Raw genomic sequence first — 24,578 nt, 5'->3', positions numbered from 1 at the left:
TCGCTGCATCAGGCTTGCGCCCATTGTGCAATATTCCCCACTGCTGCCTCCCGTAGGAGTCTGGGCCGTATCTCAGTCCCAGTGTGGCCGGACACCCTCTCAGGCCGGCTACCCGTCGTCGCCTTGGTAGGCCGTCACCCCACCAACAAGCTGATAGGCCGCGGGCCCATCCCACACCGCAAAAGCTTTCCACCACAAAGGCATGCGCCTCGTGGTCCTATCCGGTATTAGACCCAGTTTCCCAGGCTTATCCCGATGTGCAGGGCAGATTACCCACGTGTTACTCACCCGTTCGCCACTCGAGTATCTCCGAAGAGACCTTTCCGTTCGACTTGCATGTGTTAAGCACGCCGCCAGCGTTCGTCCTGAGCCAGGATCAAACTCTCCAAACAAAAACCCCTCGATAACGAGGCGAATTTACAATTCAGAGATACCTGACAAAGACGCCAATATCTGGCATCAAAAAACGACCATACCCACACACGGGGGGTGCAAAGTATGGTCAAAAAACAACAACAAAATGAAAACCACCAAACACACTATTGAGTTCTCAAACAACACGCTCAATTTGTTTTCGCCCGCTTCGGGGCAACCCTGCCAGCTTAATACAGATCTGGCAGAGGGGTCAAGCCTCGGTTTTCAGTCATCCCTGGGCGGGTGACCGAGCCTGTCAGGCAGTTAGCTAAGAGTACACCCTCTCGATCTCAGCTCCCAAACTTCCCAGGTTCTCAACGAACAGTGGGTAGCCGCGATCGATGTGGAAGACGTCGTGGACCTCGGTGTCGCCGTCGGCGACCAGACCCGCGAGCACCAGGCCGGCTCCGGCCCGGATGTCCGAGCACCAGACCGGGGCGCTCGACAACTGCGGAAGCCCCCGAACCACTGCGTGGTGCCCGTCGGTGCGGGCATCGGCGCCGAGCCGGATCATCTCTTCGACGAACCGGAACCGCGCCTCGAACACATTCTCGGTGATCATCGACGTGCCATCGGCGATGGAAGCCAACGCGATTGCCATCGGTTGCAGATCGGTCGGGAAACCCGGGAAGGGCAAGGTCGCGACATTGACGGCCTTGGGCCGCTCGTATTGGGTCACGCGGAAGCTGTCGTCAGTCTGGGTGACCGTGGCCCCGGCATCGTGCAGCTTGTGCAGGACCACCTGAAGATGCGCCGGATCGATGCCCGTCACCGATATGTCACCCCGGGTTATGGCGGCAGCGATGCCCCACGTGGCGGCGACGATGCGATCCCCGATCACCCGGTGCTCCGTCGGATACAACCGCGGGACACCCGTGATGGTCATCGTCGGTGAACCCGCGCCTTCGACCTGCGCGCCCATCTGATTCAGCATCGTGCACAGGTCGACGACATCGGGTTCGCGCGCCGCGTTGTGGATGGTGGTCACGCCCTCGGCCACGACCGCGGCCATCAGGATGTTCTCGGTCGCTCCGACCGAGGGGAACTCCAGCTGAATCTCTGCGCCGCGCAACGTTTCTGCTGAGGCGACGACGCACCCGTGCTCGATATTGCAACGCGCCCCGAGCTGACGCAGGCCGGCTTGGTGCATATCCAGCGGACGTGAGCCGATCGCGTCGCCGCCCGGCAGCGCGACCCTGGCCTGCTTGCACCGTCCGACCAGCGGACCCAGCACGCAGACCGATGCCCGGAACTGGCGCACCGCGGCGAAGTCGGCGTCGTACTTGGGCTCGTCGGGCGAGGTGATGCGGGCGACGTCTCCGTCGAGTTCGACGGTAGCGCCCAGGCCGCGCAGCACCTCCGCCATCAGCGGCACGTCCAGAATGTCCGGACAGTTGGTGATCGTGCTGGTGCCTTCGGCCAACAAGGTCGCGGCCATCAGCTTCAACACACTGTTTTTGGCGCCCCCAACAGCGACTTCGCCTGCTAACCGGTTGCCACCAGTCACCACGAATCGCTCAGCCACCCGCGTCAGTCTAGTGGGGCGGTATCGCCTTGTCAGTCAGCCGAGTGGTCGGCCCGGTACCGTTTGCTCCATGGCAGTCCATCTGACCCGCATCTACACCCGCACCGGTGACGACGGGAGCACCGGACTGAGTGATTTCTCACGGGTCTCCAAAACCGACCCCCGCCTGGTGGCCTACGCAGATTGCGACGAAGCCAACTCCGCGATTGGCGTCGCCATCGCGCTGGGCAACCCAGACGATCGAATCGCGCAGGTGCTGCGGCAGATCCAGAACGACTTGTTCGATGCCGGCGCGGACCTGTCGACACCCGTGGTGGACGACCCCAAGTATCCGCCGTTGCGCATCACCCAGCCCTATATCGATCGGCTCGAGGGCTGGTGCGACAGCTACAACGAGGGCCTTCCGGCGCTGAATTCCTTTGTCCTGCCTGGCGGTTCGGCATTGTCAGCGCTATTGCACGTCGCCCGCACGATCGTGCGCCGGGCCGAGCGGTCGGCGTGGGCCGCGGTCGACGCCCACCAGGAGGACATCAGCCGATTACCGGCGAAGTATCTGAACCGGCTATCGGATCTGCTCTTCATTCTGTCCCGGGTGGCCAATCCAGCCGGCGACGTGATGTGGCGACCCGGTGGCGGTGCGCCCAGCGCGGACTAAAATCGTTCAGGCACTTAGCAATTGAGAGTGCCGGTTAGAAGCTGCGACGACGTGCGCGTGGCGAGGGACGCGACTCCAGCCACGACAAGAACGCGGTCAACGCGCCCTGGTCGAGAGCAAGCTCGTAACCCTGGCGGCGGTCCTGGGTGGTGTCCCGCAGTTCGAGCACGACGATCTCGTCCGTCATGATGTCGAACTCGTCACCGCGTGGTGCCCGTCGCGCGATGATCTCCACACCGCGTCTGCCGAGCCGGCGGTCCGGCCATAGGCGCAAACTGGACAACCGGTAGAACGCGGCTTCACCACCGCGATAACGGATCACGCCATGGCGCCAACCATGGCCTCCGACCGCGGGGATGTCGCGCATGATGCCGGCCGTGCCGCCCTGACCCAGCTTCAACAACCGGTAGCTCAGCGCCAGGACGGCCACCCCCAGCACAACGACAAGCGCGACCATGCCGACCATGGGCGCGCTCATCGGCCGTTAGTCGAGCGCGCCGACGGCGCGCAATCTGGCACGGCCCCTGGCGGCGACCTTCGGATCGTCGGACTCGGAATCCTGCCGAGCGGCGCTTTCGTCGACCTCCGACGCGAACTCTGCAGCCTCGGCGAGGATGGTCACCCCTTCTTCGGTCACCGACATAAAGCCACCGTCCACCGCGACCCGCAGATCGTCCTCACCCTCCCGCTCGACACGCACCATCGCGTCCTCGACCAATTGGGCAACCAACGGAATGTGATGAGGCAGGATGCCGATCTCGCCGACGGTGGTGCGGGTAAAGAGGAAGGTGGCCTCGCCCGACCAGATCTTGCGGTCGATCGCGACAATGTCAACGTTCAAATCGGCCATGTCGCAGCACCTTTCGACGGGACCGGACGCTCAAAGCTTGACATCGAAGCTCTCGGCCTTCTTGGCCAAGTCATCGAGGCCGCCGATCAGGAAGAAGGCCTGCTCGGGTACGTGGTCGAAGTCGCCCTTCGCCAGCTTGTCGAACGCCTCGATGGTCTCCTTCACCGGGACGGTCGAACCCGGCTGACCGGTGAACTGCTCGGCGGCCATCATGTTCTGCGACAGGAATCGCTCGATCCGCCGAGCACGGTTGACCAGCTGCTTGTCCTCTTCCGAGAGCTCGTCGATACCTAGAATCGCGATGATGTCCTGAAGGTCCTTGTAGCGCTGCAGGATTCGGATTACTTCCTGCGCGACGCGGTAGTGCTCGTCACCGACGACGCTGGGGTCAAGGATGGTTGAGCTGGAGGCCAGCGGGTCCACGGCGGGGAAGATGCCCTTGGAGAACACGTTGCGGGACAGCTCGGTGGTCGCGTCCAAGTGGGCGAACGTGGTTGCCGGCGCCGGGTCGGTGTAGTCGTCGGCGGGCACGTAGACCGCCTGCATCGACGTGATCGACCGTCCGCGTGTCGAGGTGATGCGCTCCTGCAGCTCGCCCATCTCGTCGGCGAGCGTCGGCTGGTAACCCACCGCGGACGGCATGCGTCCAAGCAACGTGGACACCTCCGAGCCGGCCTGCGTGAATCGGAAGATGTTGTCGATGAACAGCAGCACGTCCTGGCCGGCCTCGTCGCGGAACCACTCGGCCATCGTCAGCGCCGACAGCGCCACCCGCATACGCGTGCCGGGCGGCTCGTCCATCTGACCGAACACCAGCGCGGTGTCCTTGAGCACGTCGGCTTCCTTGAGCTCGACCCAGAGGTCGTTGCCCTCACGGGTGCGCTCCCCGACACCGGCGAACACCGACGTGCCGCCGAAGTTGCGGGCGATGCGGTTGATCATCTCCTGGATCAGCACCGTCTTGCCCACGCCCGCGCCGCCGAACAGGGCGATCTTGCCACCGCGCACGTACGGGGTCAGCAGGTCGACGACCTTGAGGCCGGTCTCGAGCATCTCCGTCCGAGGCTCCAGGTCCTCGAAGGCGGGCGGCTTGCGGTGAATTGACCAGCGCTCGAAGTCGTCTCCATACCCGGGCTTGTCCAGGCAGTACCCGAGCGCGTTGAAGACGTGGCCCTTGACCTCCTCGCCGACGGGCACCGAGATCGAATCACCGGTGTTGGTCACCTCCACGCCGCGCACCAGGCCGTCGGTGGGCTGCAACGATATTGCGCGCACGAGGTTGTCGCCCAGGTGTTGGGCCACCTCCAAGGTGAGGGTCTTCGCCAGCGATTCGTACTTGATATCCGCATGCAGCGCGTTGAACAGCTCCGGCACGGAACCACGGGGAAACTCGACGTCGACGACCGGGCCGGTGATCCGAACCACGCGGCCGTTGGTGTCGGAGTCTTTTGACTTCTTGTCCTTTTGCGCGGTAGCAGTCATATCTTTCGCTTCCTTGGGCTACTTAGCGGCGTCAGCGAGCGCATTTGCGCCACCAACGATTTCGCTGATCTCCTGGGTGATTTGGGCCTGCCGCTCGCGGTTTGCCTCCAGCGTCAGGGCCTTGATGAGGTCGTCTGCGTTGTCGGTGGCCGACTTCATCGCGCGTTGGCGTGAGGCCAGCTCCGATGCCGCAGACTCGAGCAGTGCCGCGTATACCCGGGTGGTGAGGTACCGCGGCAACAGCGCGTCGAACAGAGTTGTCGCACCCGGCTCGAATGAGTACAGGGTGCGCGGTCCGGTGTCTTCCTCGACATACTCCACAACCAGCGGCGCCATCCTGTGGGCCACCGCGGTCTGCGACATCATCGATTTGAACTCCGAGTAGACGATGTGCAGTTCGTCGACGCCCTCGACGTCTTCGGACTGCTCGTCATCGTCGTCGCCGACTCCCTTCATGAATGCGTCGACCAATGTCGAACTGATCTCCGCGGCGTTTTCGACTTTGGGTTGCTCTGAGAACCCGGTCCACGCCTCGGTGATGTCCCAGTTCCGGAACCTGTAGTAGTTCTGGGCTTTTCGGCCGACGGTGTAGAGGATCGGCTCCTTGCCTTCGTCCCTCAGCAGCGAGAACAGCTCCTCGGACCGACGGAAAATGCTGGAGTTGTACGCGCCGCACAAGCCACGGTCGGACGACAGCACCAGAACTCCCGCCCGCTTCGGGTCCTTCCGTTCGACGAGCAGCGGATGGTCCAGAGCAGCCTCGGCGGACAGGGTGGTGAGCATCTTGGTGATCTCGGAGGCGTAAGGACGTGCGGATTTCAGCCGCTCCTGGGCCTTGCCGATGCGCGATGTGGCGATCAACTCCTGGGCCTTGGTGATCTTTTTGATCGACCCTGCCGAGCGAATCCGGCCGCGCAGTTCGCGAAGTGTAGCCGCCATTGTTAGCTACTTCTTGTCCTTCTTGGTGTCCTGGGAGTCGTTGCTCTTCGAGGAATCCTTGGACTCCTTTTTGTCCTTGTCCTTGGGTTTGTCCTTTTTTACTTGGACCGATTCCTTCTCCACGTCTTGTTTGTCCATGGCTTCGACGTGCTCGTCGGGAACCACCGATTCGCCATCCGAGGCCGAGAAGCCCTTCTTGAAGTGCTTGACGATGTCTTCCAGCGATGCCTCGTTTTCCTCACCGAGCTTCTGGCTCTTGCGGATCTCTTCGAGGAGTTTTTCGTTGGACGCCCGGATGTGGTCCAGGAATTCAGCTTCGAAACGCTTGACGTCCTCGACGGGCACCGAGTCCAGGTGACCACCGGTGCCCAAGAAGATCGAAATTACCTGCTCTTCGACGGGCATCGGCTGGAACTGCGGTTGCTTGAGCAGCTCGACCAGGCGCTCACCGCGCTGCAACTGCGCCTTCGAGGTGGCATCCAGGTCAGACGCAAACGCGGCGAACGATTCCAGCTCCCGGTATTGCGACAGATCCAGGCGCAGCGAGCCGGAAACTTCCTTCATGGCTTTGATCTGGGCCGCGCCACCGACCCGGGACACGGACACGCCGACGTTGATCGCCGGCCGGACGCCCTGGTTGAACAGGTCGGTCTCCAGGAAGCACTGCCCGTCTGTGATCGAGATGACGTTGGTCGGGATGTAAGCCGAGATGTCGTTGGCCTTGGTCTCGATGATCGGCAAACCCGTCAACGAGCCGCCGCCCAGTTCGTCGGACAGCTTGGCGCAGCGCTCGAGCATCCGCGAGTGCAGGTAGAACACGTCTCCGGGATAGGCCTCGCGACCCGGCGGGCGACGCAGCAGCAGCGAGATCGCGCGGTAAGCCTCGGCCTGCTTGGTCAGGTCGTCGAAAACGATCAACACGTGCTTGCCGTCGTACATCCAGTGCTGAGCGATCGCCGAACCCGTATACGGCGCAAGCCATTTGAAGCCGGCGGAGTCGGATGCCGGTGCGGCGACGATGGTGGTGTAATCCATCGCGCCACCTTCGTCCAGCGCACGCCGAACGGAAGCGATCGTGGTGCCCTTCTGTCCGATGGCCACATAGACGCAGCGCACCTGCTTCTTGGGATCGTCGGTCTCCCAGTTCTCGCGTTGGTTCAGGATGGTGTCGACACACACCGCGGTCTTGCCGGTCTTTCGGTCGCCGATGATCAGCTGGCGCTGGCCGCGACCGATCGGGGTCATCGCGTCGATAGCCTTGATGCCGGTCTGCAGCGGCTCCTTGACGCTCTGTCGTTCGACGACCGACGGTGCCTGCAGCTCCAGCGCGCGCCGGATGTCGGTCTCGATGTCTCCGCCCCCGTCGATGGGGTGGCCCAGCGGGTCGACGACCCTGCCCAGGAAGGCGTCGCCGACGGGAACCGAAAGGACCTCACCGGTGCGCTTGACCTGTTGGCCCTCTTCAATTTTCTCGAAGTCTCCGAGGATGACCGCGCCGACGCTGTGCTCGTCGAGATTGAGCGCAACGCCGAGGACTCCGCCCGGGAACTCGAGCAACTCTTGAGTCATCACCGAGGGCAGACCTTCGACGTGCGCGATGCCGTCACCGGCGTCGACGACGGTGCCGACCTCCTCGCGGACGGTATCGGAGGTGAAGGACTCTACGTACTCCTCGATCGCGCTCTGAATGTCATCAGCGGAGATTGTCAACTCGGCCATGGCTTTTCGTCTTCCTACTTCGGTTGTGCTTGAGTTAGTTCGGGTTGTGTCGGGCGTTGGTTTGTCAGTCAGGCAACTGGGCTTCGGCGGTGCTCAGGCGAGACTTGAGCGTGCCGTCGATCACTTCGTCGCCTACAGCGATCAAAAGGCCGCCCAGCAGCTCGGGGTCGATCTGCAGCTGAACCGCCACCGGGTGGCCGTAAATACGGCTCAGCACCTCGGTGGTGCGAGCGCGTTGCGCCTCGCTGAGTGCGGCCGCCGCGCTGACTTGGGCGACGACCTCGCCGCGACGCGCGACGGCCACTTCGACCAGGGTTTGCACTGCCTCGTTGGCCGGCTGACCCCGTAATAATTCGACGGTGTGGGAAAGCAGCGCGGCAGTGACCGGGTTGACCCGGCCCGTTGCGCTGCCGAGCACGTTGCGCAGCAACCTGACGCGATCCTCGGCCGAAGTCGAGAAGTCGCCCAGCAGGACCGCGAGTCGCGGTTGCGCGTCGAGGATCCGGGAAAACCGGAACAACTGGTCTTCGATCTCGTCGACCTTGTCGTCGCCCTCGGCGACCGCGAGCAGCGCTTGCCGCGACACATGCTCGATGGCATCGACGAGATCGGAGTTGGCCGACCAGCGCTCCGAAACGGCCTTACGCAGCAGCTCGAGGGTGGGATCGCCGACTTTGCCGTCCAGCAATCGCTCGATCAATCTGACCCTGGGCGCCGAATCTTCCGCGGGCACAGTGAGATAGCGGGTGACGACGACTTCCCGATCCAGCATTGTGGCAACCGACACCAGCTCGTTGGAAAGAGTTGTCAGGCCCTTCTTGTCGAGGTCCTTGGCCAGCACGTCGAACTGATCCACCAGGCTGCCCAGCGCCCGTCGACTTGCCGAGCGCATCCTTGCTAGCAGTGGATATTCAACCTCCGCCGCCTCGGGTGCCATGTCATCGAGTTCATCCAGGAACCGGTCGACGGTGGCCGACTGCTGATCGGGTTCGGCTACGTAGTTGCGCACCAACTCCCCTGCCTGGCGCACGGATTCGTGGCCGAGTTCGAGCCGGAGTTGACGGATCAGCTGTGCCCGCAGCAGCTCGCTCTGGCGCGTCCCCTGAACTCTGATGCGTTCCGCCTCGACCTCGGATTGTGCCTGCAGCTGTTGGGCGATGTGTTCGGCGTCGGCCTGAGCCTCTTCGACGAGCTGCTTGGCATCCTCCTCCGCCGCTTCCACCGCCTGACTGTGCGCCATCTTCGAGTCTTTCAGTTGCTTGGCGGCGGCATCCGAATCTTTCAGCTGCTGACGCACCATATCTTGGCGAGCCGTCATCAACCGGCGGACGGGCGGCACGGCATACCGCCACACCAGCAACACGATCGCCGCGAACCCGATCAGCTGCCCGATAAAAGTCGACATGAGTGGCTACCTCGTCGCGGTTGAGGGCGTGACGTCAACGCCGAGGATTCGACTGGCCAGGGTCGCTGACATGCTTCCGACATTGGCGCGAAGATCCATCTCCACGGCGTCCCTCTCCCGCTTCAACGTCTCGTTGGCTAGCTGCAGCGTGGACGCCACCTCTTGCTCGGCACGCGCGCGGGCGTCTTCGATGACCTTGCGACCCTCAGTCCGGGCATTGTCGCGGTAGGCCGAAGCCTCAACCCGGGCCTCCTTCATGGCTTCTTCGTAGTCGGAGCGCGCGGCGGCGAACTGCTCGGCCGACTTTTTGTTGTTGGACTGCGTCTTGGCGACCATGGCGTCGCGCTCGCGCAGCACTCGCAGGATCGGCGGCACAACGAAAGTGCCGATGACACCGAGCACCACCAAGAAGATGGCCAGCACGAAGAAGAAGGTGCCGTTGGGGATGAGGAAGTTGCTTTGCTTGCCGCCTTCCTCACCTCCCGCGACCGCCCGGCCCAGGGCCAGAACAACGGAGTTCGGGTCGCCCATCACAGCGAATTACTTGACGGGAGTTGCGAAGACGAACAGCGCCATGAACGCCAGATTGATGAAGTACGCCGCCTCAACCAGACCGACGGTGATGAAGAACGGCGTGAACAGCCGTCCCTGCGCCTCGGGTTGACGAGCGACACCGGAGATCAGCGCGTTACCGGCGATACCGTCGCCGATGCCGGCGCCGATGGCGCCACCCGCCATGATCAGTCCACCGCCGATGAGTGCACCGGCAGCGATGGTTGCGTCCATTCCTTATCCTCCTTGATAACAGGGTTGGCAAGTCTCGACAGGTTTAGTCGTGTTCTTCTTCTAGTTCCATCGCCTGGCTGAAGTACAAGATCGTCAGCAGTGCAAAGATAAAGGCCTGGATCGCACCGACAAACAAGTCGAACGATTTCCAGATCGCGTTGGGCAACCACAACACGTAGGGCGGGAAGAGTGCGATCAGCGCGACCAGGATGCCGCCGGCGAAGATATTGCCAAAGAGTCGAAGCGACAACGAGATTGGCTTGGCGAGTTCTTCGACGATGTTGATCGGTGCCAGGATCGCCACGTGCCCCTTGAGCAGCTTGACCGGGTGTCCGATGATGCCGCGGCGCCAAATCCCCGCCGCGTGATAGCAGACGAAGACGAACAGGGCCAGCGCCAGCACGTAATTGATGTCCGCGGCCGCCGAAGAAAGTACCTCGGTTGTCTTGCCGCTCTTGGCCGTGTACTGCACCGGCAGGACCGACAGCCAGTTGGAAATCAGGATGAACACGAAGATGGTCACCGCGAGCGGCAGGACGAAGGGCGCGATCCGCATCCCGATGGCGCTCTCGACCTGATTGCGCATCTGTATGGTGACCGCCTCGAAGAACAACTGCACCCCGCCCGGCACATCCGTCGAAGTGACCTTCGAGCGCAGGTAGAACGCCATCGCGATCACGATCACCGCGGCGATCGCGGTCGACAGGATCGTATCGGTGTTAACGGTCAGGCCCAGCCAGGTGGCCGTGTGGTGCTCGCCGACCTCGATCTGGGCGGCCAGAATGTGCTCAGTCATCGCCGGCGCTCCCTCCCTCCGTCACCGAAATGTCGCTTCCAGTGCGCAACGTCTTCCAGACCGGCAGTGCGGTCGACAGCACCAGCAGCACCTGGAACAGCGCCAGCCCGAACACCACACCCAAGCCGGCGGGCCGGAAGACGTACGCGATGCAGAGCCCGATGATCGTGATGATCGCCAGCCGCGAGGCCGAGTTGAGCGCCATCGACCTTTTCAGCGGATGGTCTTTGGCGGTGATCAACCCAACCGAACGCTGCACCAGCAGAGCGTTGAGCAAACCCAGCAACAGCCCGATGCCGAAGAACACTCCCACCTTAAGGTGACCCGACAATCCGGCGATCAACGTAGCCACCGCCGTCAGCGCGAGGCTGATCACGAAGAGCCGAACCGGGCGGAAGGCAACAGCGGGAAACACCAACGGCGCGTCCTGCGCTGGTGTCGTCACTGAAGCACCTCAATCCCGGGTTGACGGAGCGCAGACCGCGCGACCGACTGATCGGTGGCCCGCCGAGCGTATCGCAATGGTCGCGCTGGAATCACCCAAGGGGTAGTTCCCTGTGTCGGTCGTGAATCGGCGCGCATCGGATAGGCATCCAGCGGTCCGGGTGGCCGGCAACCCGATAGGTTTCTTTCGGGGTTCTACCTGCACCGTACCATATGGTGGCCACTCCTACTACCTTTTGTCGTAGGTGCGTCCGCCCGCCTCAGCCCTCGCCGTAATCGTCGTCGCGGCGGCGCAACAACGGGATGAGGGTCGCGACGCCCGCGACGACAATCGCGCCCAGCATGACGGCCGCGGTGTCCCGTGGATTGAAGAAGATCGTGCTTGCGGCGCCGAACGCGACAATGCCCACCCACAGGTAGATGATCAGCACCACCCGCCGATGCGAATGACCGATCTGCAGCAGCCGGTGGTGCAGGTGCATCTTGTCGGGGCTGAACGCGCTGCGGCCCGCCCGGGTACGGCGCACGATTGCCAACAGCAGATCGAGCATGGGCACGAAGATGACGGCCGCCACCAGTAAAAAGGGCGACAGCAGAGCAAACACATCGCGAGCGCCGTAGGCGTTCTGCGAGATCGGGCCCGCGGCCGTCGTGGACGCCGCGGCCAGCATCAGGCCGATCAGCATCGACCCGGAATCGCCCATGAAGATCGTGGCTTTGTGGAAGTTGTGCGGCAGAAAACCCAGACAGGCTCCCGCGAGCACCACCGAAATCACCGCCGGCGGGTAGAAGAGGACATCACCGCCGTGATCGCGCAGCAGGCCGACGGAGAACATGCAAATCGCCAGCGCCGTAATGAGTCCCAAGCCGGCGGCTAACCCGTCGAGCCCGTCGACGAAGTTCATCGCGTTGACGATCGCCACCGTCAGGGCCAGGGTGAGCAGGATCGAGGAGGCTTGGTCCAGCACGATGGTGCCGACACCGCCGATCGGGATGTACAACACGCTCCAGGCGACGCCCATAGTCACCAGCACGCTGGCCGCCGTGATCTGACCGGCGAACTTCGTCAAAGCATCCAGGCCCCAACGGTCGTCGATCAGGCCGATGCCCATGATCGCCGCGCCCGCCACCAAAACCGCGGGCATACCGGTGGAATAGACGAAGCCCCGGTTGAGCGCCGGAAGTTCGGAGGCCAGAAAGACGGCGGCGAGCACACCGAGAAACATCGCCAGGCCGCCCATGCGCGGGGTCGGTGTCACGTGCACATCGCGTTCGCGCGGATAGGCAACCGCTCCCAGGCGAGTGGCCAGCACGCGCACCGGCCCGGTCGCGAAGTACGTGATGATCGCGGCCGTCAGGCCAACCAGGGCGAGCTCACGCAGCGGGACCCCGGCTCTGAGATCCGACAACGCGAGCAAACCACTGGCAAGGCTGGCCGCATCGCTGGACACGACGAGACCGTACTGCACCAAGCTGAGACCCGAAAACCCGCGTTGTTGTCGCTGTTAGGCGATCAAGGTCGACGCGTCCAGCCCGAGCACCTCCGCGATCCGGTCGACGCCGACGGGACCTTCCCGCAGGATGCGGGGGGTGTCGCCGGTGAGGTCGACGATCGTCGAGGCGGCCTGCTGGGCGGACGGACCGCCGTCGAGGTAGATGTCGACGAGATCGCCGAGCTGATTGCGCGCCTCCTCGACGTCGACCGCGGGCGGACGGCCGGAGACGTTGGCGCTCGACACCGCCATCGGCCCGACTTCACGGAGCAGTTCGATGGCGACGGGGTGCAGCGGCATCCGCAGCATCACCGTGCCGCGGGCGTCACCGAGGTCCCACTGCAGCGACGGCGCCTGCGTCACCACCAGGCTCAGCGCGCCGGGCCAGAATGCGCGGATCAGCTCGCGGGCCCCGTCGGGCATCGCGAAGACCAGACCCTCGATGGTGTGCCAGGAACCGACCAGCACGCCGACCGGCATATCGCGCCCACGCCCCTTGGCCGCGAGCAGTGCGGCCACCGCGGCACTGTCGAAGGCATCGGCGCCGATGCCATAGACGGTGTCGGTCGGCATGACCACCAGCCGGCCTGCCTTGAGTGCGCCTACCGCCGATTCGATTCCGTGCGCGCGCTGGTCGGGGTCGGCGCAGTTGAAGAGTTCAGTCATCTGCGCCGCTCCTGCGCGCCGTCACGAACCTCGGCCGTCCGGCCAGATCCTTCCGAGGCGCGATGTCGTCGAAAAGCCCTGTGCTGCTGACCAATTCGACCGTCAGCGACGACGTGGTGTCATCATGTTCGACGGCGAACAAGCCGCCGGGGCGCAGCCAGCGTCCGGCGCGGCCGACGACGGCGCCGATCACCGCCATCCCGTCCGGGCCGCCAAACACCGCGTGAGACGGATCATGTTGGGCCACTTCCGGTTCCAGGACCACGCCCTCGGGGACATACGGCGGGTTGGCCACCACGAGGTCGACCCGCCCGTCGAGCTCGGGAAGCAGTCCGGGCTCAGTGACGTCCGCGCGTACGAGTTCGACGGCGGTGCCCTCGGCATTGCGGCTCGCATACTCGAGCGCCGCGTCGGAGTCGTCGATGCCGAGGATTCGTGCTTGGGGGCGGTGTCGAGCCAGCGCGATCGCCAAGGCGCCGGAGCCGGTGCACAGGTCGACGATCGCCGGGCGGGCCGGAAGCGGCTGGGCGATGGCCCACTCCAAGAGCCCCTCGGTCTCCGGGCGCGGGATGAACACGCCGGGTCCGACGTGTAGCTGCACCGGCCCGAACGACGCTGTGCCGGTGAGATGTTGCAGCGGCACCCGTCGGGAGCGCTCGGCGACGACGGCGCGGTAGCGCCCGAAGAACTGTTCGTCCGGCGACTCGAGCAAGGCCAGCCGGCCGCGGTCGGTGCCGGCCAGGTGCGCGGCCAACTGCTCGGCGTCGTGGCGCGCGGAGTCGATCCCCGCCTCGGCGAGTCGCGCCGCAGCGGAGTCGATCGCGTGCCGCAGGGTGGTCATGACTGTTGCAACCGGGACTGCTTGTCGGCGGCCATCAGCGCGTCGAAAAGCGCATCCAGGTCACCGTCGAGGACCTGATCGAGATTGTGTGCCTTGAAACCGATTCGGTGATCGGTGATGCGGTTCTCCGGGAAGTTGTAGGTGCGGATGCGTTCGCTGCGGTCCACGGTGCGGATCTGGTTGGCCCGATCCGCCGACGCGTCGGCCAGCGCCTGCTCCTCGGCCAGTGCCTGCAACCGGGCGGCGAGCACCTGCAACGCACGGGTCTTGTTCTGCAGTTGCGAGCGCTCGTTCTGGCAGGTGACGACGATCCCGGTGGGCAGGTGGGTGATCCGGATCGCGGAGTCGGTGGTGTTGACGCCCTGGCCGCCCTTTCCGGACGACCGGTAGACGTCGATGCGCAGATCCGACTCGTCGATCTGCACCTCACCGACTTCTTCGGGTTCCGGATAGATCAGTACGCCCGCCGCCGAAGTATGCACGCGCCCTTGGGATTCGGTCACCGGCACCCGTTGCACCCGGTGCACCCCGCCCTCGAACTTCATCCTCGACCAGACGCCGTCTGCACCGTCGCCCTTGCTGGCGATCGCGAGCGTCGCATCTTTGTAGCCGCCCAGATCCGACGTGGTTTCATCCAGCACCGTCACCGTCCAGCCGTGCCGCTCGGCGTACCGGATGTACATCCTGGCCAGGTCGGCGGCGAACAATGCCGATTCCTCGCCGCCCTCACCGGATTTGACCTCGAGCACGATGTCGTCGGCGTCATGGGGGTCGCGCGGCGCGAGCATGTCCGTGAGTTGGGTATCCAGGTCGGCCACCCGGGTTTCCAGTTCGGTGATCTCGTCGACGAACGACGGGTCGTCGGCGGCGAGCTCGCGGGCCGTTTCCAGATCCTCACGCGCCGAAACCAGCTTGCGATGGGTCGCGACGATAGGCGCCAATCGGGCGAACCGCCGTCCGGCTTTGCGCGCCTCGTCGGGTTTGCTGTGCAACTCGGGATCGGCCAGCGCATGCTCGAGCTCGGCGTGTTCGGCCAGCAGCAAGTCAATAGTCTGCACCGGCTGGGTCATGTCACCTCCTTGCCGCAAACGCAAACCGACGCCCGGCCTGTGCGGTATTCGCGCACAGTTCGGGCGTCGTCAAGCCAGCTATTTGTCGGTCGCTTGACCGGTTTCGGAGGCCTTGTCGGCACCGACCTTGCGCTTGCCGTAGCGCTTTTCGAAGCGGGCCACCCGGCCGCCGCTGTCGAGTATTTTCTGCTTGCCGGTGTAGAAGGGATGGCACTGCGAGCAGACCTCGACCACGATGCGGCCGCCCGGCTTGGTGCTGCGGGTCTGGAAAGTGTTCCCGCATCCGCAGACCACCGTGGTCTCCTCGTAGGCGGGATGGATGTCAGCTTTCATGATGTCCTCTTCGGTCGTTGGCCGCCCGGACCCGCGTATTCGATGTGGCCGGTCGGGGCAGAACTCCGAGAACCTGAACCGGTTCTGGGGTGGTCGAGCGTCGATTATGCCAGGTCAACCACATCAGCCCAAACACCCAGATGCGCGCTCGCATTCCCGAGGCAAAAGAAGCGCTATCGGTACTCCTTGCTCCGCCCGTCGCGTGTCCACAGCACACCGCCATCAGGATTGGCGCCCCGGGCGGCCAGTTCCCGCTTGAGGATCTTGTTGGTCGCGGTCATCGGCAGCCGGTCGGTGATCCAGACATACCGGGGCCAGGCCTTGGGCGACAGGTCGGGCTGGGCGGCCAGGAACTGCCCGAACTCCTCGGGCGTCAGCTCGGCGCCATCCTGCAGCATGATCGCGGCCATTACCTGGTCGCCGACGTTCTCGTCGGGCACCGCGTACACCGCGACGTGGCTGACCGCCGTCAGCCGTTGCAGGATCCGTTCGATGGGTGCCGTCGTCATGTTCTCGCCGTCCACCCGCAACCAGTCGCCGCTGCGCCCGGCGAAGTAGATCCAGCCGTCGGCGTCCTTATAAGCCAGGTCACCCGACCAGTAGATGCCGTTGCGAATCCGCGCGTCAGTGGCCTCCCGGTCGTTGTAGTAGCCGGCGAACATGCCCGCGCCCGCGGTGTTGACCAGCTCCCCGATCGCTTCGTCGGCGTTGGCCAGGACTCCGTTGTCGGTGAAGACGGCCGCGGGGCATTCCTCCAGCGTGTCGGGGTTGTAAATGCTGACGCCGGGGAAACCTTTGCCGAGCGACCCCGGCGGACAGCCGTCTTCGCGGGTGATGATGATGGCGCCCTCGGTGGAACCGAAGCCGTCCCACGCCGTACAGCCGAAACGGCGACCGAACTCGGCGACGTCACGCTCGCTGCCCTCATTGCCCATCGCGACGCGCAGCGGGTTGTCGTGGTCGTCGGGCCTCTCGGGCGTGGCCAGAACGTACGCGAGCGGTTTGCCGACGTAATTCATGTAGGTGACCCCGTAACGGCGCAGATCGGAAAGCAGCCCCGAGGCGGAAAACGTCGCGGGGACCATGGCCGCGCCCGAGCTGACCGCGACGCTCCAGCCGGCCATCAGCGCGTTGGAGTGGAACAGCGGCATCGATAGATAGCAGACGTCGTCGACGCCGATGCGGAACCGTGTGGTCAACGTGCTGCCGGCGAACACCACGGGCAGATGGGGCACCTGCACGGCCTTCGGCTCACCGCTGGTTCCGGAGGTGAAGATCATCATGAAGGTGTCGGTCGGGACGACCTCGCGATGCGGGATCAGCGGACCGGCGCTTTGGAGCCGGCCCAACCAGGAGTCACCGGACACGTCGAACACCTGCACTCCTGGCAGGTCGAGCCCGGCAAGCAGGTTTTGGTGCGCGGGATCGGTGAGCAGGATCTGGCAGTCGGCCTTGATGATGTCACGGACCAGCGCGTCGCCTCGGCGGGTGTCGTTGATGCCGCACAACACATATCCACCGAGTGCCGCCGACGCCATGGCGGTGAGCATCTCGGGGGTGTTGCCCAGCAGAGCGCCGACATGCAGCGGGCGCTTCGGGTCGGCGACGCGGAGGACGGCGGCCGCGGTGCTAGCCGCCTCGGCCAGGTGCTGACGCCAGGTCCACACCCGCTCGCCGTACTTCAGCGCCGGCGTGTCCTGCTGCAAGCGCTCACGAAGAAGTTGCTGAAGCGTCTCCGCCACGGCTCGTGAGATTAGTCGTTGTCCATGTTCGCCGGTGTCGTCTTGGACACCTGCACCAGGAATTCGTAGTTGTTCTTGGTCTTGCGCAACTGCGACATCAGCAGGTCGATGGCCTGGTGAGAGTCCAGACCCGACAACACGCGCCGCAGCTTGTGCACGATGCCGAACTCGTCGGGTGAGAGCAACAGCTCGTCCTTGCGGGTGCCGGACGGGTTCACGTCGACCGCGGGGAAGACGCGGCGTTCCGAGATCTTGCGGTCCAGCTTGAGCTCGGCGTTACCGGTGCCCTTGAACTCCTCGAAGATGACGGTGTCACCGGTGGACCCGGTCTCGACCATCGCCGTGGCGATGATGGTGAGCGAACCGCCTCCCTCGATGTTGCGTGCCGCGCCCAGGAACCGCTTGGGCGGATACAGCGCGGTGGAGTCGACACCACCGGACAGGATGCGTCCCGAGGCAGGCGACGCGTTGTTGTAGGCGCGCCCCAGGCGGGTGATGGAGTCGAGTAGCACGACGACGTCCTTGCCCTGTTCCACGAGCCGCTTGGCGCGCTCGATGGCCAATTCGGCGACCGCGGTGTGGTCCGTGGGAGGCCGGTCGAATGTCGAGGCGATGACCTCGCCCTTGACCGAGCGCGTCATGTCGGTGACCTCCTCAGGCCGCTCGTCGACGAGCACGACCATGAGGTGGCATTCCGGGTTGTTCTTGGTGATCGCGTTGGCGATGTCCTGCAGGATGGTCGTCTTACCGGCCTTGGGCGGCGACACGATCAGGGCACGTTGGCCCTTGCCGATCGGCATGATCAGGTCGATGACCCGCGTGGTCAGCCGGTCCGGGGTGGTTTCCAGCCGCAGGCGCTGGTTGGGGTACAGCGGCGTCAGTTTGGAAAAATCGGGCCGCTTCTTGGCGTCTTCGGCCGATCCGCCGTTGACGCTGTCCAGGCGGACCAACGGGTTGAATTTCTGCCGCTGGTTGGGCTGCTCGCCGTCTTTGGGCAACCGAACCGCGCCGGTGACCGCGTCACCGCGGCGCAACCCGTTCTTACGCACCATGTTCATGGAGACGTAGACGTCGTGGGGACCGGCCAGGTAACCGGAGGTGCGCACGAACGCGTAATTGTCGAGAACGTCAAGAATGCCGGCGACCGGTTGGACGACGTCGTCCTCACGCAGTTCGGCCTCGGCGCCCTCGCCCGAGCGTTCACCACGGCGCCTGCGGTCCCGGAACCGGCGTCCCCGCCGCCCCTGACGCCCGTCGCCGTCGTCGTCGCCGCCGCGCTGCTGGCCCCCGGAGCCCTGCTGATCGCCGTTCTGGTCGCCGCCCGCGTCGGAGGCCCGCTCGTCGCTCTTGGTGTCCTGTTGACCCCCTTGGCGTTTCTCCGTCCCGCCGGTGCCCCCGCGGCCTTCGTCGGTGCGCCCGCGGCCTCCGTCGGTGCGCGCTTCCGCGCCCGAGCCGGAAGTTGGTCCCGCGTCGCGGGCGGAGCCGCGGCGTTCGCGGCGCTGCGCCTCGCCCGCCGAATCGCGTTGTTCCCCTTGGGTTGTCGGTGTTTCTACATTGGTTGGCGGGGCGGACTTGGCGGTTTCATCGGCTTGTGCGGCGCCAGTGGCTTCCGGAGCCGATCTGCCGTTGGCCTGTCCCCTGGTTTCCTGGATGGCCGCGATCAGTTCGTTCTTACGCATGCCCGACGTCCCCTTGACGCCGGCTTGGTTAGCCAGGGCCCGCAGTTCGGGCAGCACCATGGTGGACAGCGAACCAACCGGGGCGTTGGTTTTGACTTCTGAAGTCTCTGTGGCGGCGGAATCCGACAGCTTCTCGCTATCGGTGCTCTCGCCAGCCGTGATGAGGTCCGTATCAGTCACGGATTTCCTTTCTTTCCCCCGCTGATCACGTCATACGGGGGTTCGTTGCGCGCTCAGCCAAATTCCGAGTGCGCCCAATCATCGACTCTGCAACGGTGATCGCCAGCGGTCAGCTATGAAACGGCGAACCTCGTTCACGAGAAGAATTGATGGTCGTCCTAGCGGCAAGGCAGTATGGATGCAGATGCAGATGCTGCGATTGCTGGACGGCTCCGAGGATAGCCCGCTTCAAGGCCGGAAGCAAGCAAGCCCACCAGCAACGTTGTGGTTTAGCCGGGGACTGTGACTTCCGGATTCCAGCGAACTTTGTCACCCGCGGTCGTCCTGGTCACGGCAAATCCGTTTGCGGCTCCGTACTGCACGGCTTCCGCGGGCAGCTCCGACTCTGTGGTCAAGGCAATTAACGAAGGACCCGCCCCAGAAAGCGTTGCTGCGACGGTATGACGCCGCAGCAGCCGCAAATATTCCGCCGAGGCCGGCATGGCCGGTGCTCGCTGGGGTTGATGCAGCACGTCTTCGGTGGCCGCCATCAGCAGATCCGGTCGTTGGGTGAGGGCAACCACCAGCAGCGCGGCGCGACTGACGTTGAACCGCGCGTCGTTGTGGCTGACCTGGGTGGGCAACAGCACGCGGGTCTCCGCGGTGGACGAGCGGTCCTCCGGGATCGCGGTAAAAAGACGGATATCGGGATGCAGCCGCAGCGGCACCGCCGAATAGTGGGGCCCGCCGGGCCCGCCGTCGGTCCACGAGACCACGGCACCGCCCAACACCGCGGCTGCTGCGTTATCGGGATGGCCCTCGAACTCCGACGACAACTGGATCAGCTGAGATTCACTCAGCGGCGTCGAATCCATCTGTGCGACAAGCCCATTGACCGCCGCCAAGCCGCCAACCACGGCCGCCGCCGAGGAGCCAAGGCCGCGGGAGTGCGGGATGGCGTTGCGGCAGCGCACCACCAGGCCGGGAGCCTGAACCCCCAACGCCTGCAGCCCGCGCTGGACGGCGCGCACCACCAGGTGATCGGGGCCCAGCGGGACCTGATCGGCGCCCTCGCCCTCGACCAGCACAACGAGACCGGAATCGACTGTCTCGACCATGATTTCGTCACAAAGGTCAAGCGCCAGACCGATACTGTCGAAGCCGGGACCGAGATTGGCGCTGGACGCCGCCACGACGGCGCTGGCCGATAACCCGGCGGGTAGCGATTGGGTCACGCCAGCCCCAACTGCTCGACCACGAGCACCGGGTCGACGGGCAGCGGCGACACGCTCGGCATGTCCTTCAGCGCCGTGTCGGGATCCTTCAGGCCATTGCCCGTGACGGTGCACACCACCGTCGACCCGCGCTGCACCCACCCGTCGTCGACGGCCTTGAGCAATCCCGCGATGCTGGCGGCGGACGCGGGCTCGACGAACACACCCTCGTCGTGGGCCACGAGGTGATATGCGGCCAGGATCTCGTCGTCGGTGGCGGCCAGGAATCGCCCCTTTGACTGCTGCTGCGCCTCGACGGCCGACGTCCACGACGCCGGCGCGCCGATGCGGATCGCGGTGGCGATGGTTTCGGGATTGCTCACCGGCTCACCGCGCACCAAAGGCGCCGCGCCCGCGGCCTGGGTGCCCAGCATGCGCGGCAGGCTGTCGATGACGCCGTCGCGGTGATACTCGGTGTAGCCCTTCCAATACGCGGTGATGTTGCCCGCGTTGCCAACCGGCAGGGCATGCACGTCAGGCGCATAGCCCAGCGCGTCGACGATCTCGAAAGCCGCCGTCTTCTGCCCTTCGATGCGGAGTGGGTTGACGGAGTTCACCAACGAAATCGTGGGGAAGTCTGCCGTCATCTTGCGGGCCAGTTCAAGGCAGTCGTCGAAGTTGCCGTCGATCTGAATAATCTTGGCGCCGTGCATGACTGCCTGCGCGAGCTTGCCCATCGCGATCTTGCCCTGGGGTATGAGAACCGCGCAGGTGATGCCGGCGCGCGCGGCGTATGCCGCTGCCGACGCCGAGGTATTTCCGGTGGATGCGCACAACACGGCCTGCTGTCCGCGGGCCAGCGCATCGGTGACCGCCATGGTCATGCCCCGGTCCTTGAAGGAGCCGGTGGGGTTGAGGCCCTCGACCTTGAGGTGGATTGTGCAACCGGTCTTTTCGGAGAGCCGGGTCGCCGCGATCAGCGGGGTATTCCCTTCGAGCAACGTGACGGGCGTCCAGTGATCACCCACCGGCAGCCGGTCCCGGTACGCGGTGATCAGACCCGGCCAGGGCTGGTGGATGGCCGACTGAGCGATCCGGGGGGCGCTCACAGGGTGGTTCCTTCCAGTCGCAGCACGCTGGCAACCGCCTGAACGACGTCCAAGTCGGCTAGCGCGTCCACGGTTTCGGAGAGCGCGGCGTCGGTGGCGCTGTGCGTGACGACCACGATGCGGGCTCCCACCCGTCGGCCGCCCTCGTCCACCACGCCTTCCTGGCGGACTTCGGCGATGCTCACCTCACGCTTGGCGAATTCGGCCGCCACCGCAGACAAAACGCCGGGCTTGTCCGCGACGTTCATGCTGACGTAGTAGCGAGTCGAAATGAAACCCATTGGTGCTATCGGCAATTGCGCGTAGCGCGACTCTTTTGGCCCGCGGCTGCCCAGAACCCGGTTGCGCGCGGCCATCACCAGGTCGCCGGTCACCGCCGACGCGGTGGGCGCGCCGCCGGCCCCCTGGCCGTAGAACATCAGCCGCCCCGCGGCCTCGGCCTCGACCACCACGGCGTTGAACGCGCCGCCGACGGTGGCGAGCGGGTGTGACAGCGGCACCAGCGCCGGATAGACGCGGGCCGAAACGCGTTGCTGGCCTTCGTCGCTGGTGATGCGCTCACAGATGGACAGCAGCTTGATGGTGCAGCCCAGGGCGCGGGCGGAGGCGAAGTCGGCCGGAGTGATCTTGGTGATGCCCTCGCGGTAGACATCGTCGGCGGTCACCCGGGTGTGAAACGCGATGGACGCCAGGATCGCGGCCTTGGCCGCCGCGTCATAGCCCTCGACGTCGGCGGTGGGATCGGCCTCGGCGTAGCCCAGCGCGCTCGCGTCGGCCAGCGCGCTGTCGTAGTCGGCACCGGTGCTGTCCATCTCGGACAGGATGTAGTTGGTGGTGCCGTTGACGATGCCGGCCACCCTTAAGACTGTGTCGCCGGCCAACGACTGCGTCAGTGGGCGGATGACCGGAATGGCGCCCGCCACCGCCGCCTCGAAATACAAATCGACGCTGGCGTTTTCCGCGGCCTGGGCCAATTCTCCCGTGGAGACGGATAGCAGCGCCTTGTTGGCCGTGACGACGGACTTGCCGCGTTCGAGTGCGGCCAGGATCGCCTTGCGGGCCGGTTCGACGGGACCCATCAATTCGACGACGATGTCGACGTCGTCACGGGAGACGAGTTCTTGGATGTCGTCGGTGAGCAACCCGATCGGGACACCGCGGTCGTCCGCGACGCGGCGCACCCCGACGCCGCGCAGCACCAGCCGCGCGCCGACGCGAGCCGTGAGATCCTCGGCACTGTCCTCGATGATGCGGACAACTTCGCTGCCGACGTTGCCCAACCCGAGTACCGCTACGCCGACTGGCTTTTCGTCACCGGGCACGGGTCACCTCACTTCCAGACTCAGCAGATCGTCGACCGTCTCCCGGCGCAGGATCAGGCGGGCACGCCGGTCGCGCACCGCCACCACGGCGGGGCGGCCGACCATGTTGTAACGGCTCGACAGCGAATAGCAGTAGGCGCCGGTAGCCGCCACCGCCACCAGGTCCCCGGGCTGTATGTCGTCGGGTACCCAGGCGTCACGCACGACGATATCGCCGCTCTCACAGTGCTTTCCGACGACACGGGCCAGCACCGCCGGCGCATCGCTTACCCTCGAGACCAGCCGAACGTCGTACTGGGCGGCGTAGAGCGCGGTGCGGATGTTGTCGCTCATGCCGCCGTCGACGCTGACGTACCGTCGGTGCGCGGTGGCGCTCACGTCGACGTCCTTGACGGTGCCCACCTCGTAGAGGGTGATGGTGCCCGGTCCGGCAATGGCACGTCCGGGCTCGACCACCAGCCTGGGTACCGGCAGTCCCACTGCCGCCGACTCGTTGCGGACGATGTCGCTCAGCTTGGCCGCCAGCTCGCCTATCGGTGGCGGATCGTCTTGCGGCAGATAGGAGATGCCCAGGCCGCCACCGAGATCGACGGTCGAAAGCTGTGCGGTCTTTTCCGGCCCGAATTCGCCGACGACCTGGTGCAGCAGGCCGATGACCCGACGTGCCGCGACTTCGAAGCCGGCGACATCGAAGATCTGTGAACCGATGTGGCTGTGCAGCCCGACCAGCCTGAGGTGGTCGGTTGCGAAGACCTGGCGCACCGCGGCCATCGCCACGCCGCTGGCCACCGACAGCCCGAACTTCTGGTCTTCGTGTGCGGTGGAGATGAATTCGTGGGTGTGCGCCTCGACGCCGACGGTGAGTCGCACCAGGACATCCTGGACGATGCCCGCCTCACTCGCGATGGTCTCCAGGCGCTCGATTTCGGTCACCGAGTCCAGGACTATATGACCGACCCCGGCCTTCACCGCCGCGGTCAACTCCGCGACCGATTTGTTGTTGCCGTGCAGGGTAATCCGCTCCGGCGGGAAGTTTGCGTGCAGCGCGACGGCAAGTTCGCCGCCGGTACAGACGTCGAGCGAGAGACCTTCTTCGTCGATCCACCGTGCTATCTCGCCGCACAGAAACGCCTTGGCGGCGTAGTGCACGTTGGAGCCGCCGCCGAATGCCGCCGCGATCTCCCGGCACCGGGACCGGAAATCGTCTTCGTCGATCACGAACAGCGGGGTGCCGTATTCGTGGGCCAATTCGGTGAGTTTGATGCCGGCGATGCACGCGACTCCGGCATCGTCGCGAAGCGTGTTACGCGGCCAGACATTAGGCGTCAAACGCAGCAACTCTTCGGCGGACTGCGGCCGGGGTGGGTTGCCCGGCTGGCGGGCGTCTTCGGCGTGCCGGGGGCCGGCGGGATGCACGTTCACATCCGCTCCGGCGCGCTGACTCCGAGGATCGCCAGGCCGTTGGCGATCACCTGGCGGGTGGCCTGACACAGCGCCAGGCGCGCCGTGTGCAGGTCGGTGGGTTGCTCGTCGCCCTGGGGCAGCACCCGGCACGAGTCGTAGAACCGGTGGTAGTCACCGGCGAGGTCTTCCAGGTACCGGTATACCCGGTGCGGTTCCCTCAGCGCTGCAGCGGTTTTCAGCACCCGCGGGAATTCGCCGATGGTGCGCAGCAGCGTGCCCTCTTTGTCGTGGCTGAGCAACTCGAGGTGTTCGGTGTCCGGGACCAGGCCGAGTTCGGCGGCGTTGCGAGCCAGCGCAGACAACCGCGCGTGCGCGTATTGCACATAATAGACCGGGTTTTCATTCGACGCTGAGGACCACAACGCCAGGTCGATGTCGATCGCGGTGTCCACCGACGAGCGGATCAGACTGTAGCGCGCCGCGTCCACACCCAGCGCCTCGACCAGGTCGTCAAGCGTGATGACGGTGCCC

At 65.0% G+C, this 24,578-nt stretch carries 24 protein-coding genes and 1 rRNA gene; 1 reads left to right on the top strand and 24 read right to left on the bottom strand.

From position 1 onward, the window contains the following. Together JO236_RS00895 and murA are read right to left on the bottom strand one after the other, a co-directional pair. Window positions 1–392 (bottom strand): 16S ribosomal RNA (locus tag JO236_RS00895); the annotation flags it as partial. Between the two features lie 290 nt (window positions 393–682). Beyond that, window positions 683–1,939: a UDP-N-acetylglucosamine 1-carboxyvinyltransferase gene (murA, locus tag JO236_RS00890; protein WP_293323432.1), complete on the bottom strand. Its 1,257-nt coding sequence runs from the start codon at window positions 1,937–1,939 to the stop codon at window positions 683–685. Window positions 1,940–2,009: 70 nt separating this feature from the next. On the opposite strand from murA, the gene JO236_RS00885 reads away from it, so the two are divergent. After that, window positions 2,010–2,594: a cob(I)yrinic acid a,c-diamide adenosyltransferase gene (locus JO236_RS00885; protein ID WP_293323429.1), complete on the top strand. Its 585-nt coding sequence runs from the start codon at window positions 2,010–2,012 to the stop codon at window positions 2,592–2,594. A gap of 34 nt (window positions 2,595–2,628) precedes the next feature. Here JO236_RS00885 and JO236_RS00880 read toward each other — a convergent pair whose 3' ends face one another. The 22 genes from JO236_RS00880 to JO236_RS00775 form a co-directional block, all read right to left on the bottom strand. Then, window positions 2,629–3,072 carry a DUF2550 domain-containing protein gene (locus JO236_RS00880; protein WP_293323427.1) on the bottom strand — a complete coding sequence of 148 codons (444 nt, stop codon included), beginning with the start codon at window positions 3,070–3,072 and terminating at the stop codon, window positions 2,629–2,631. A gap of 6 nt (window positions 3,073–3,078) precedes the next feature. Then, on the bottom strand, window positions 3,079–3,444 hold the full coding sequence (locus JO236_RS00875) for a F0F1 ATP synthase subunit epsilon (RefSeq protein WP_293323424.1): 366 nt from the start codon (window positions 3,442–3,444) through the stop codon (window positions 3,079–3,081). A 30-nt stretch (window positions 3,445–3,474) separates the two neighbouring features. Then, on the bottom strand, window positions 3,475–4,926 hold the full coding sequence (gene atpD / locus JO236_RS00870; RefSeq protein WP_293323421.1) for a F0F1 ATP synthase subunit beta: 1,452 nt from the start codon (window positions 4,924–4,926) through the stop codon (window positions 3,475–3,477). Window positions 4,927–4,944: 18 nt separating this feature from the next. Next, entirely contained in the window at window positions 4,945–5,865 is a 921-nt protein-coding gene (locus JO236_RS00865) for a F0F1 ATP synthase subunit gamma (RefSeq protein WP_293323418.1), read from the bottom strand. Between the two features lie 6 nt (window positions 5,866–5,871). After that, complete coding sequence (gene atpA / locus JO236_RS00860; protein WP_293323415.1) at window positions 5,872–7,584, bottom strand: F0F1 ATP synthase subunit alpha; 1,713 nt, start codon at window positions 7,582–7,584, stop codon at window positions 5,872–5,874. A gap of 64 nt (window positions 7,585–7,648) precedes the next feature. Further along, a complete protein-coding gene (locus tag JO236_RS00855; RefSeq protein WP_293323412.1) occupies window positions 7,649–8,989 on the bottom strand; it encodes a F0F1 ATP synthase subunit B/delta in 1,341 nt (446 codons plus the stop codon). 6 nt (window positions 8,990–8,995) lie between these two features. After that, the gene (locus JO236_RS00850; protein WP_293323409.1) at window positions 8,996–9,520 is read right to left on the bottom strand and encodes a F0F1 ATP synthase subunit B; all 525 of its coding nucleotides are present in this window, start codon (window positions 9,518–9,520) and stop codon (window positions 8,996–8,998) included. A 9-nt stretch (window positions 9,521–9,529) separates the two neighbouring features. Next, window positions 9,530–9,775 carry a F0F1 ATP synthase subunit C gene (locus tag JO236_RS00845; protein ID WP_293323406.1) on the bottom strand — a complete coding sequence of 82 codons (246 nt, stop codon included), beginning with the start codon at window positions 9,773–9,775 and terminating at the stop codon, window positions 9,530–9,532. A gap of 43 nt (window positions 9,776–9,818) precedes the next feature. Next, window positions 9,819–10,571: a F0F1 ATP synthase subunit A gene (gene atpB / locus JO236_RS00840; RefSeq protein WP_293323403.1), complete on the bottom strand. Its 753-nt coding sequence runs from the start codon at window positions 10,569–10,571 to the stop codon at window positions 9,819–9,821. Then, the gene (locus tag JO236_RS00835) at window positions 10,564–11,016 is read right to left on the bottom strand and encodes an ATP synthase subunit I (RefSeq protein ID WP_293323400.1); all 453 of its coding nucleotides are present in this window, start codon (window positions 11,014–11,016) and stop codon (window positions 10,564–10,566) included. The genes atpB and JO236_RS00835 overlap by 8 nt, the downstream gene beginning before the upstream one ends. A gap of 259 nt (window positions 11,017–11,275) precedes the next feature. Next, complete coding sequence (locus JO236_RS00830; RefSeq protein WP_293323397.1) at window positions 11,276–12,484, bottom strand: glycosyltransferase family 4 protein; 1,209 nt, start codon at window positions 12,482–12,484, stop codon at window positions 11,276–11,278. Between the two features lie 36 nt (window positions 12,485–12,520). Further along, the gene (locus JO236_RS00825; RefSeq protein WP_293323394.1) at window positions 12,521–13,174 is read right to left on the bottom strand and encodes an L-threonylcarbamoyladenylate synthase; all 654 of its coding nucleotides are present in this window, start codon (window positions 13,172–13,174) and stop codon (window positions 12,521–12,523) included. Continuing rightward, window positions 13,167–14,015, bottom strand: a complete 849-nt coding sequence (prmC, locus tag JO236_RS00820; protein WP_293323391.1) for a peptide chain release factor N(5)-glutamine methyltransferase — start codon at window positions 14,013–14,015, stop codon at window positions 13,167–13,169. Before prmC ends, JO236_RS00825 begins: the two co-directional genes overlap by 8 nt. Beyond that, window positions 14,012–15,085, bottom strand: coding sequence for a peptide chain release factor 1 (prfA, locus tag JO236_RS00815; protein ID WP_293323388.1), 1,074 nt, complete (start codon window positions 15,083–15,085; stop codon window positions 14,012–14,014). Before prfA ends, prmC begins: the two co-directional genes overlap by 4 nt. Before the next feature lie 78 nt (window positions 15,086–15,163). Continuing rightward, window positions 15,164–15,418 (bottom strand): 50S ribosomal protein L31, encoded by a 255-nt coding sequence (rpmE, locus tag JO236_RS00810; RefSeq protein ID WP_293323385.1) that lies wholly within the window; start codon window positions 15,416–15,418, stop codon window positions 15,164–15,166. A 173-nt stretch (window positions 15,419–15,591) separates the two neighbouring features. Then, the gene (gene fadD1, locus JO236_RS00805) at window positions 15,592–17,160 is read right to left on the bottom strand and encodes a fatty-acid--CoA ligase FadD1 (protein WP_293323382.1); all 1,569 of its coding nucleotides are present in this window, start codon (window positions 17,158–17,160) and stop codon (window positions 15,592–15,594) included. An 11-nt stretch (window positions 17,161–17,171) separates the two neighbouring features. Then, the gene (rho, locus tag JO236_RS00800; RefSeq protein WP_293323379.1) at window positions 17,172–19,019 is read right to left on the bottom strand and encodes a transcription termination factor Rho; all 1,848 of its coding nucleotides are present in this window, start codon (window positions 19,017–19,019) and stop codon (window positions 17,172–17,174) included. 269 nt (window positions 19,020–19,288) lie between these two features. After that, window positions 19,289–20,233: a homoserine kinase gene (gene thrB, locus JO236_RS00795; protein ID WP_293323376.1), complete on the bottom strand. Its 945-nt coding sequence runs from the start codon at window positions 20,231–20,233 to the stop codon at window positions 19,289–19,291. Continuing rightward, window positions 20,230–21,306: a threonine synthase gene (gene thrC, locus JO236_RS00790; RefSeq protein WP_293323438.1), complete on the bottom strand. Its 1,077-nt coding sequence runs from the start codon at window positions 21,304–21,306 to the stop codon at window positions 20,230–20,232. The genes thrB and thrC overlap by 4 nt, the downstream gene beginning before the upstream one ends. A gap of 11 nt (window positions 21,307–21,317) precedes the next feature. Continuing rightward, on the bottom strand, window positions 21,318–22,643 hold the full coding sequence (locus JO236_RS00785) for a homoserine dehydrogenase (protein ID WP_293323373.1): 1,326 nt from the start codon (window positions 22,641–22,643) through the stop codon (window positions 21,318–21,320). A 3-nt stretch (window positions 22,644–22,646) separates the two neighbouring features. Continuing rightward, complete coding sequence (lysA, locus tag JO236_RS00780; protein ID WP_293323435.1) at window positions 22,647–23,981, bottom strand: diaminopimelate decarboxylase; 1,335 nt, start codon at window positions 23,979–23,981, stop codon at window positions 22,647–22,649. An 80-nt stretch (window positions 23,982–24,061) separates the two neighbouring features. Further along, window positions 24,062–24,578: DALR anticodon-binding domain-containing protein (locus JO236_RS00775; protein ID WP_293323370.1), on the bottom strand; the 517-nt coding region annotated here is incomplete at its 5' end.

Source organism: Mycobacterium sp., from assembly GCF_019247635.1.
Lineage (GTDB): Bacteria > Actinomycetota > Actinomycetes > Mycobacteriales > Mycobacteriaceae > Mycobacterium.
This window is presented reverse-complemented; position numbering and strand designations above follow the sequence as displayed.

Excerpts from the sequence above, each read along its gene's own strand:
- atpA (WP_293323415.1), bottom strand. The coding sequence starts at position 7,584 with ATGGCCGAGTTGACAATCTCCGCTGATGACATTCAGAGCGCGATCGAG.
- JO236_RS00885 (WP_293323429.1), top strand. The coding sequence starts at position 2,010 with ATGGCAGTCCATCTGACCCGCATCTACACCCGCACCGGTGACGACGGG.
- atpD (WP_293323421.1), bottom strand. The coding sequence starts at position 4,926 with ATGACTGCTACCGCGCAAAAGGACAAGAAGTCAAAAGACTCCGACACC.
- JO236_RS00855 (WP_293323412.1), bottom strand. The coding sequence starts at position 8,989 with ATGTCGACTTTTATCGGGCAGCTGATCGGGTTCGCGGCGATCGTGTTG.
- rpmE (WP_293323385.1), bottom strand. The coding sequence starts at position 15,418 with ATGAAAGCTGACATCCATCCCGCCTACGAGGAGACCACGGTGGTCTGC.
- JO236_RS00875 (WP_293323424.1), bottom strand. The coding sequence starts at position 3,444 with ATGGCCGATTTGAACGTTGACATTGTCGCGATCGACCGCAAGATCTGG.
- JO236_RS00880 (WP_293323427.1), bottom strand. The coding sequence starts at position 3,072 with ATGAGCGCGCCCATGGTCGGCATGGTCGCGCTTGTCGTTGTGCTGGGG.
- JO236_RS00825 (WP_293323394.1), bottom strand. The coding sequence starts at position 13,174 with ATGACTGAACTCTTCAACTGCGCCGACCCCGACCAGCGCGCGCACGGA.
- JO236_RS00865 (WP_293323418.1), bottom strand. The coding sequence starts at position 5,865 with ATGGCGGCTACACTTCGCGAACTGCGCGGCCGGATTCGCTCGGCAGGG.
- JO236_RS00850 (WP_293323409.1), bottom strand. The coding sequence starts at position 9,520 with ATGGGCGACCCGAACTCCGTTGTTCTGGCCCTGGGCCGGGCGGTCGCG.
- prmC (WP_293323391.1), bottom strand. The coding sequence starts at position 14,015 with ATGACCACCCTGCGGCACGCGATCGACTCCGCTGCGGCGCGACTCGCC.
- atpB (WP_293323403.1), bottom strand. The coding sequence starts at position 10,571 with ATGACTGAGCACATTCTGGCCGCCCAGATCGAGGTCGGCGAGCACCAC.
- JO236_RS00845 (WP_293323406.1), bottom strand. The coding sequence starts at position 9,775 with ATGGACGCAACCATCGCTGCCGGTGCACTCATCGGCGGTGGACTGATC.
- prfA (WP_293323388.1), bottom strand. The coding sequence starts at position 15,085 with ATGACCCAGCCGGTGCAGACTATTGACTTGCTGCTGGCCGAACACGCC.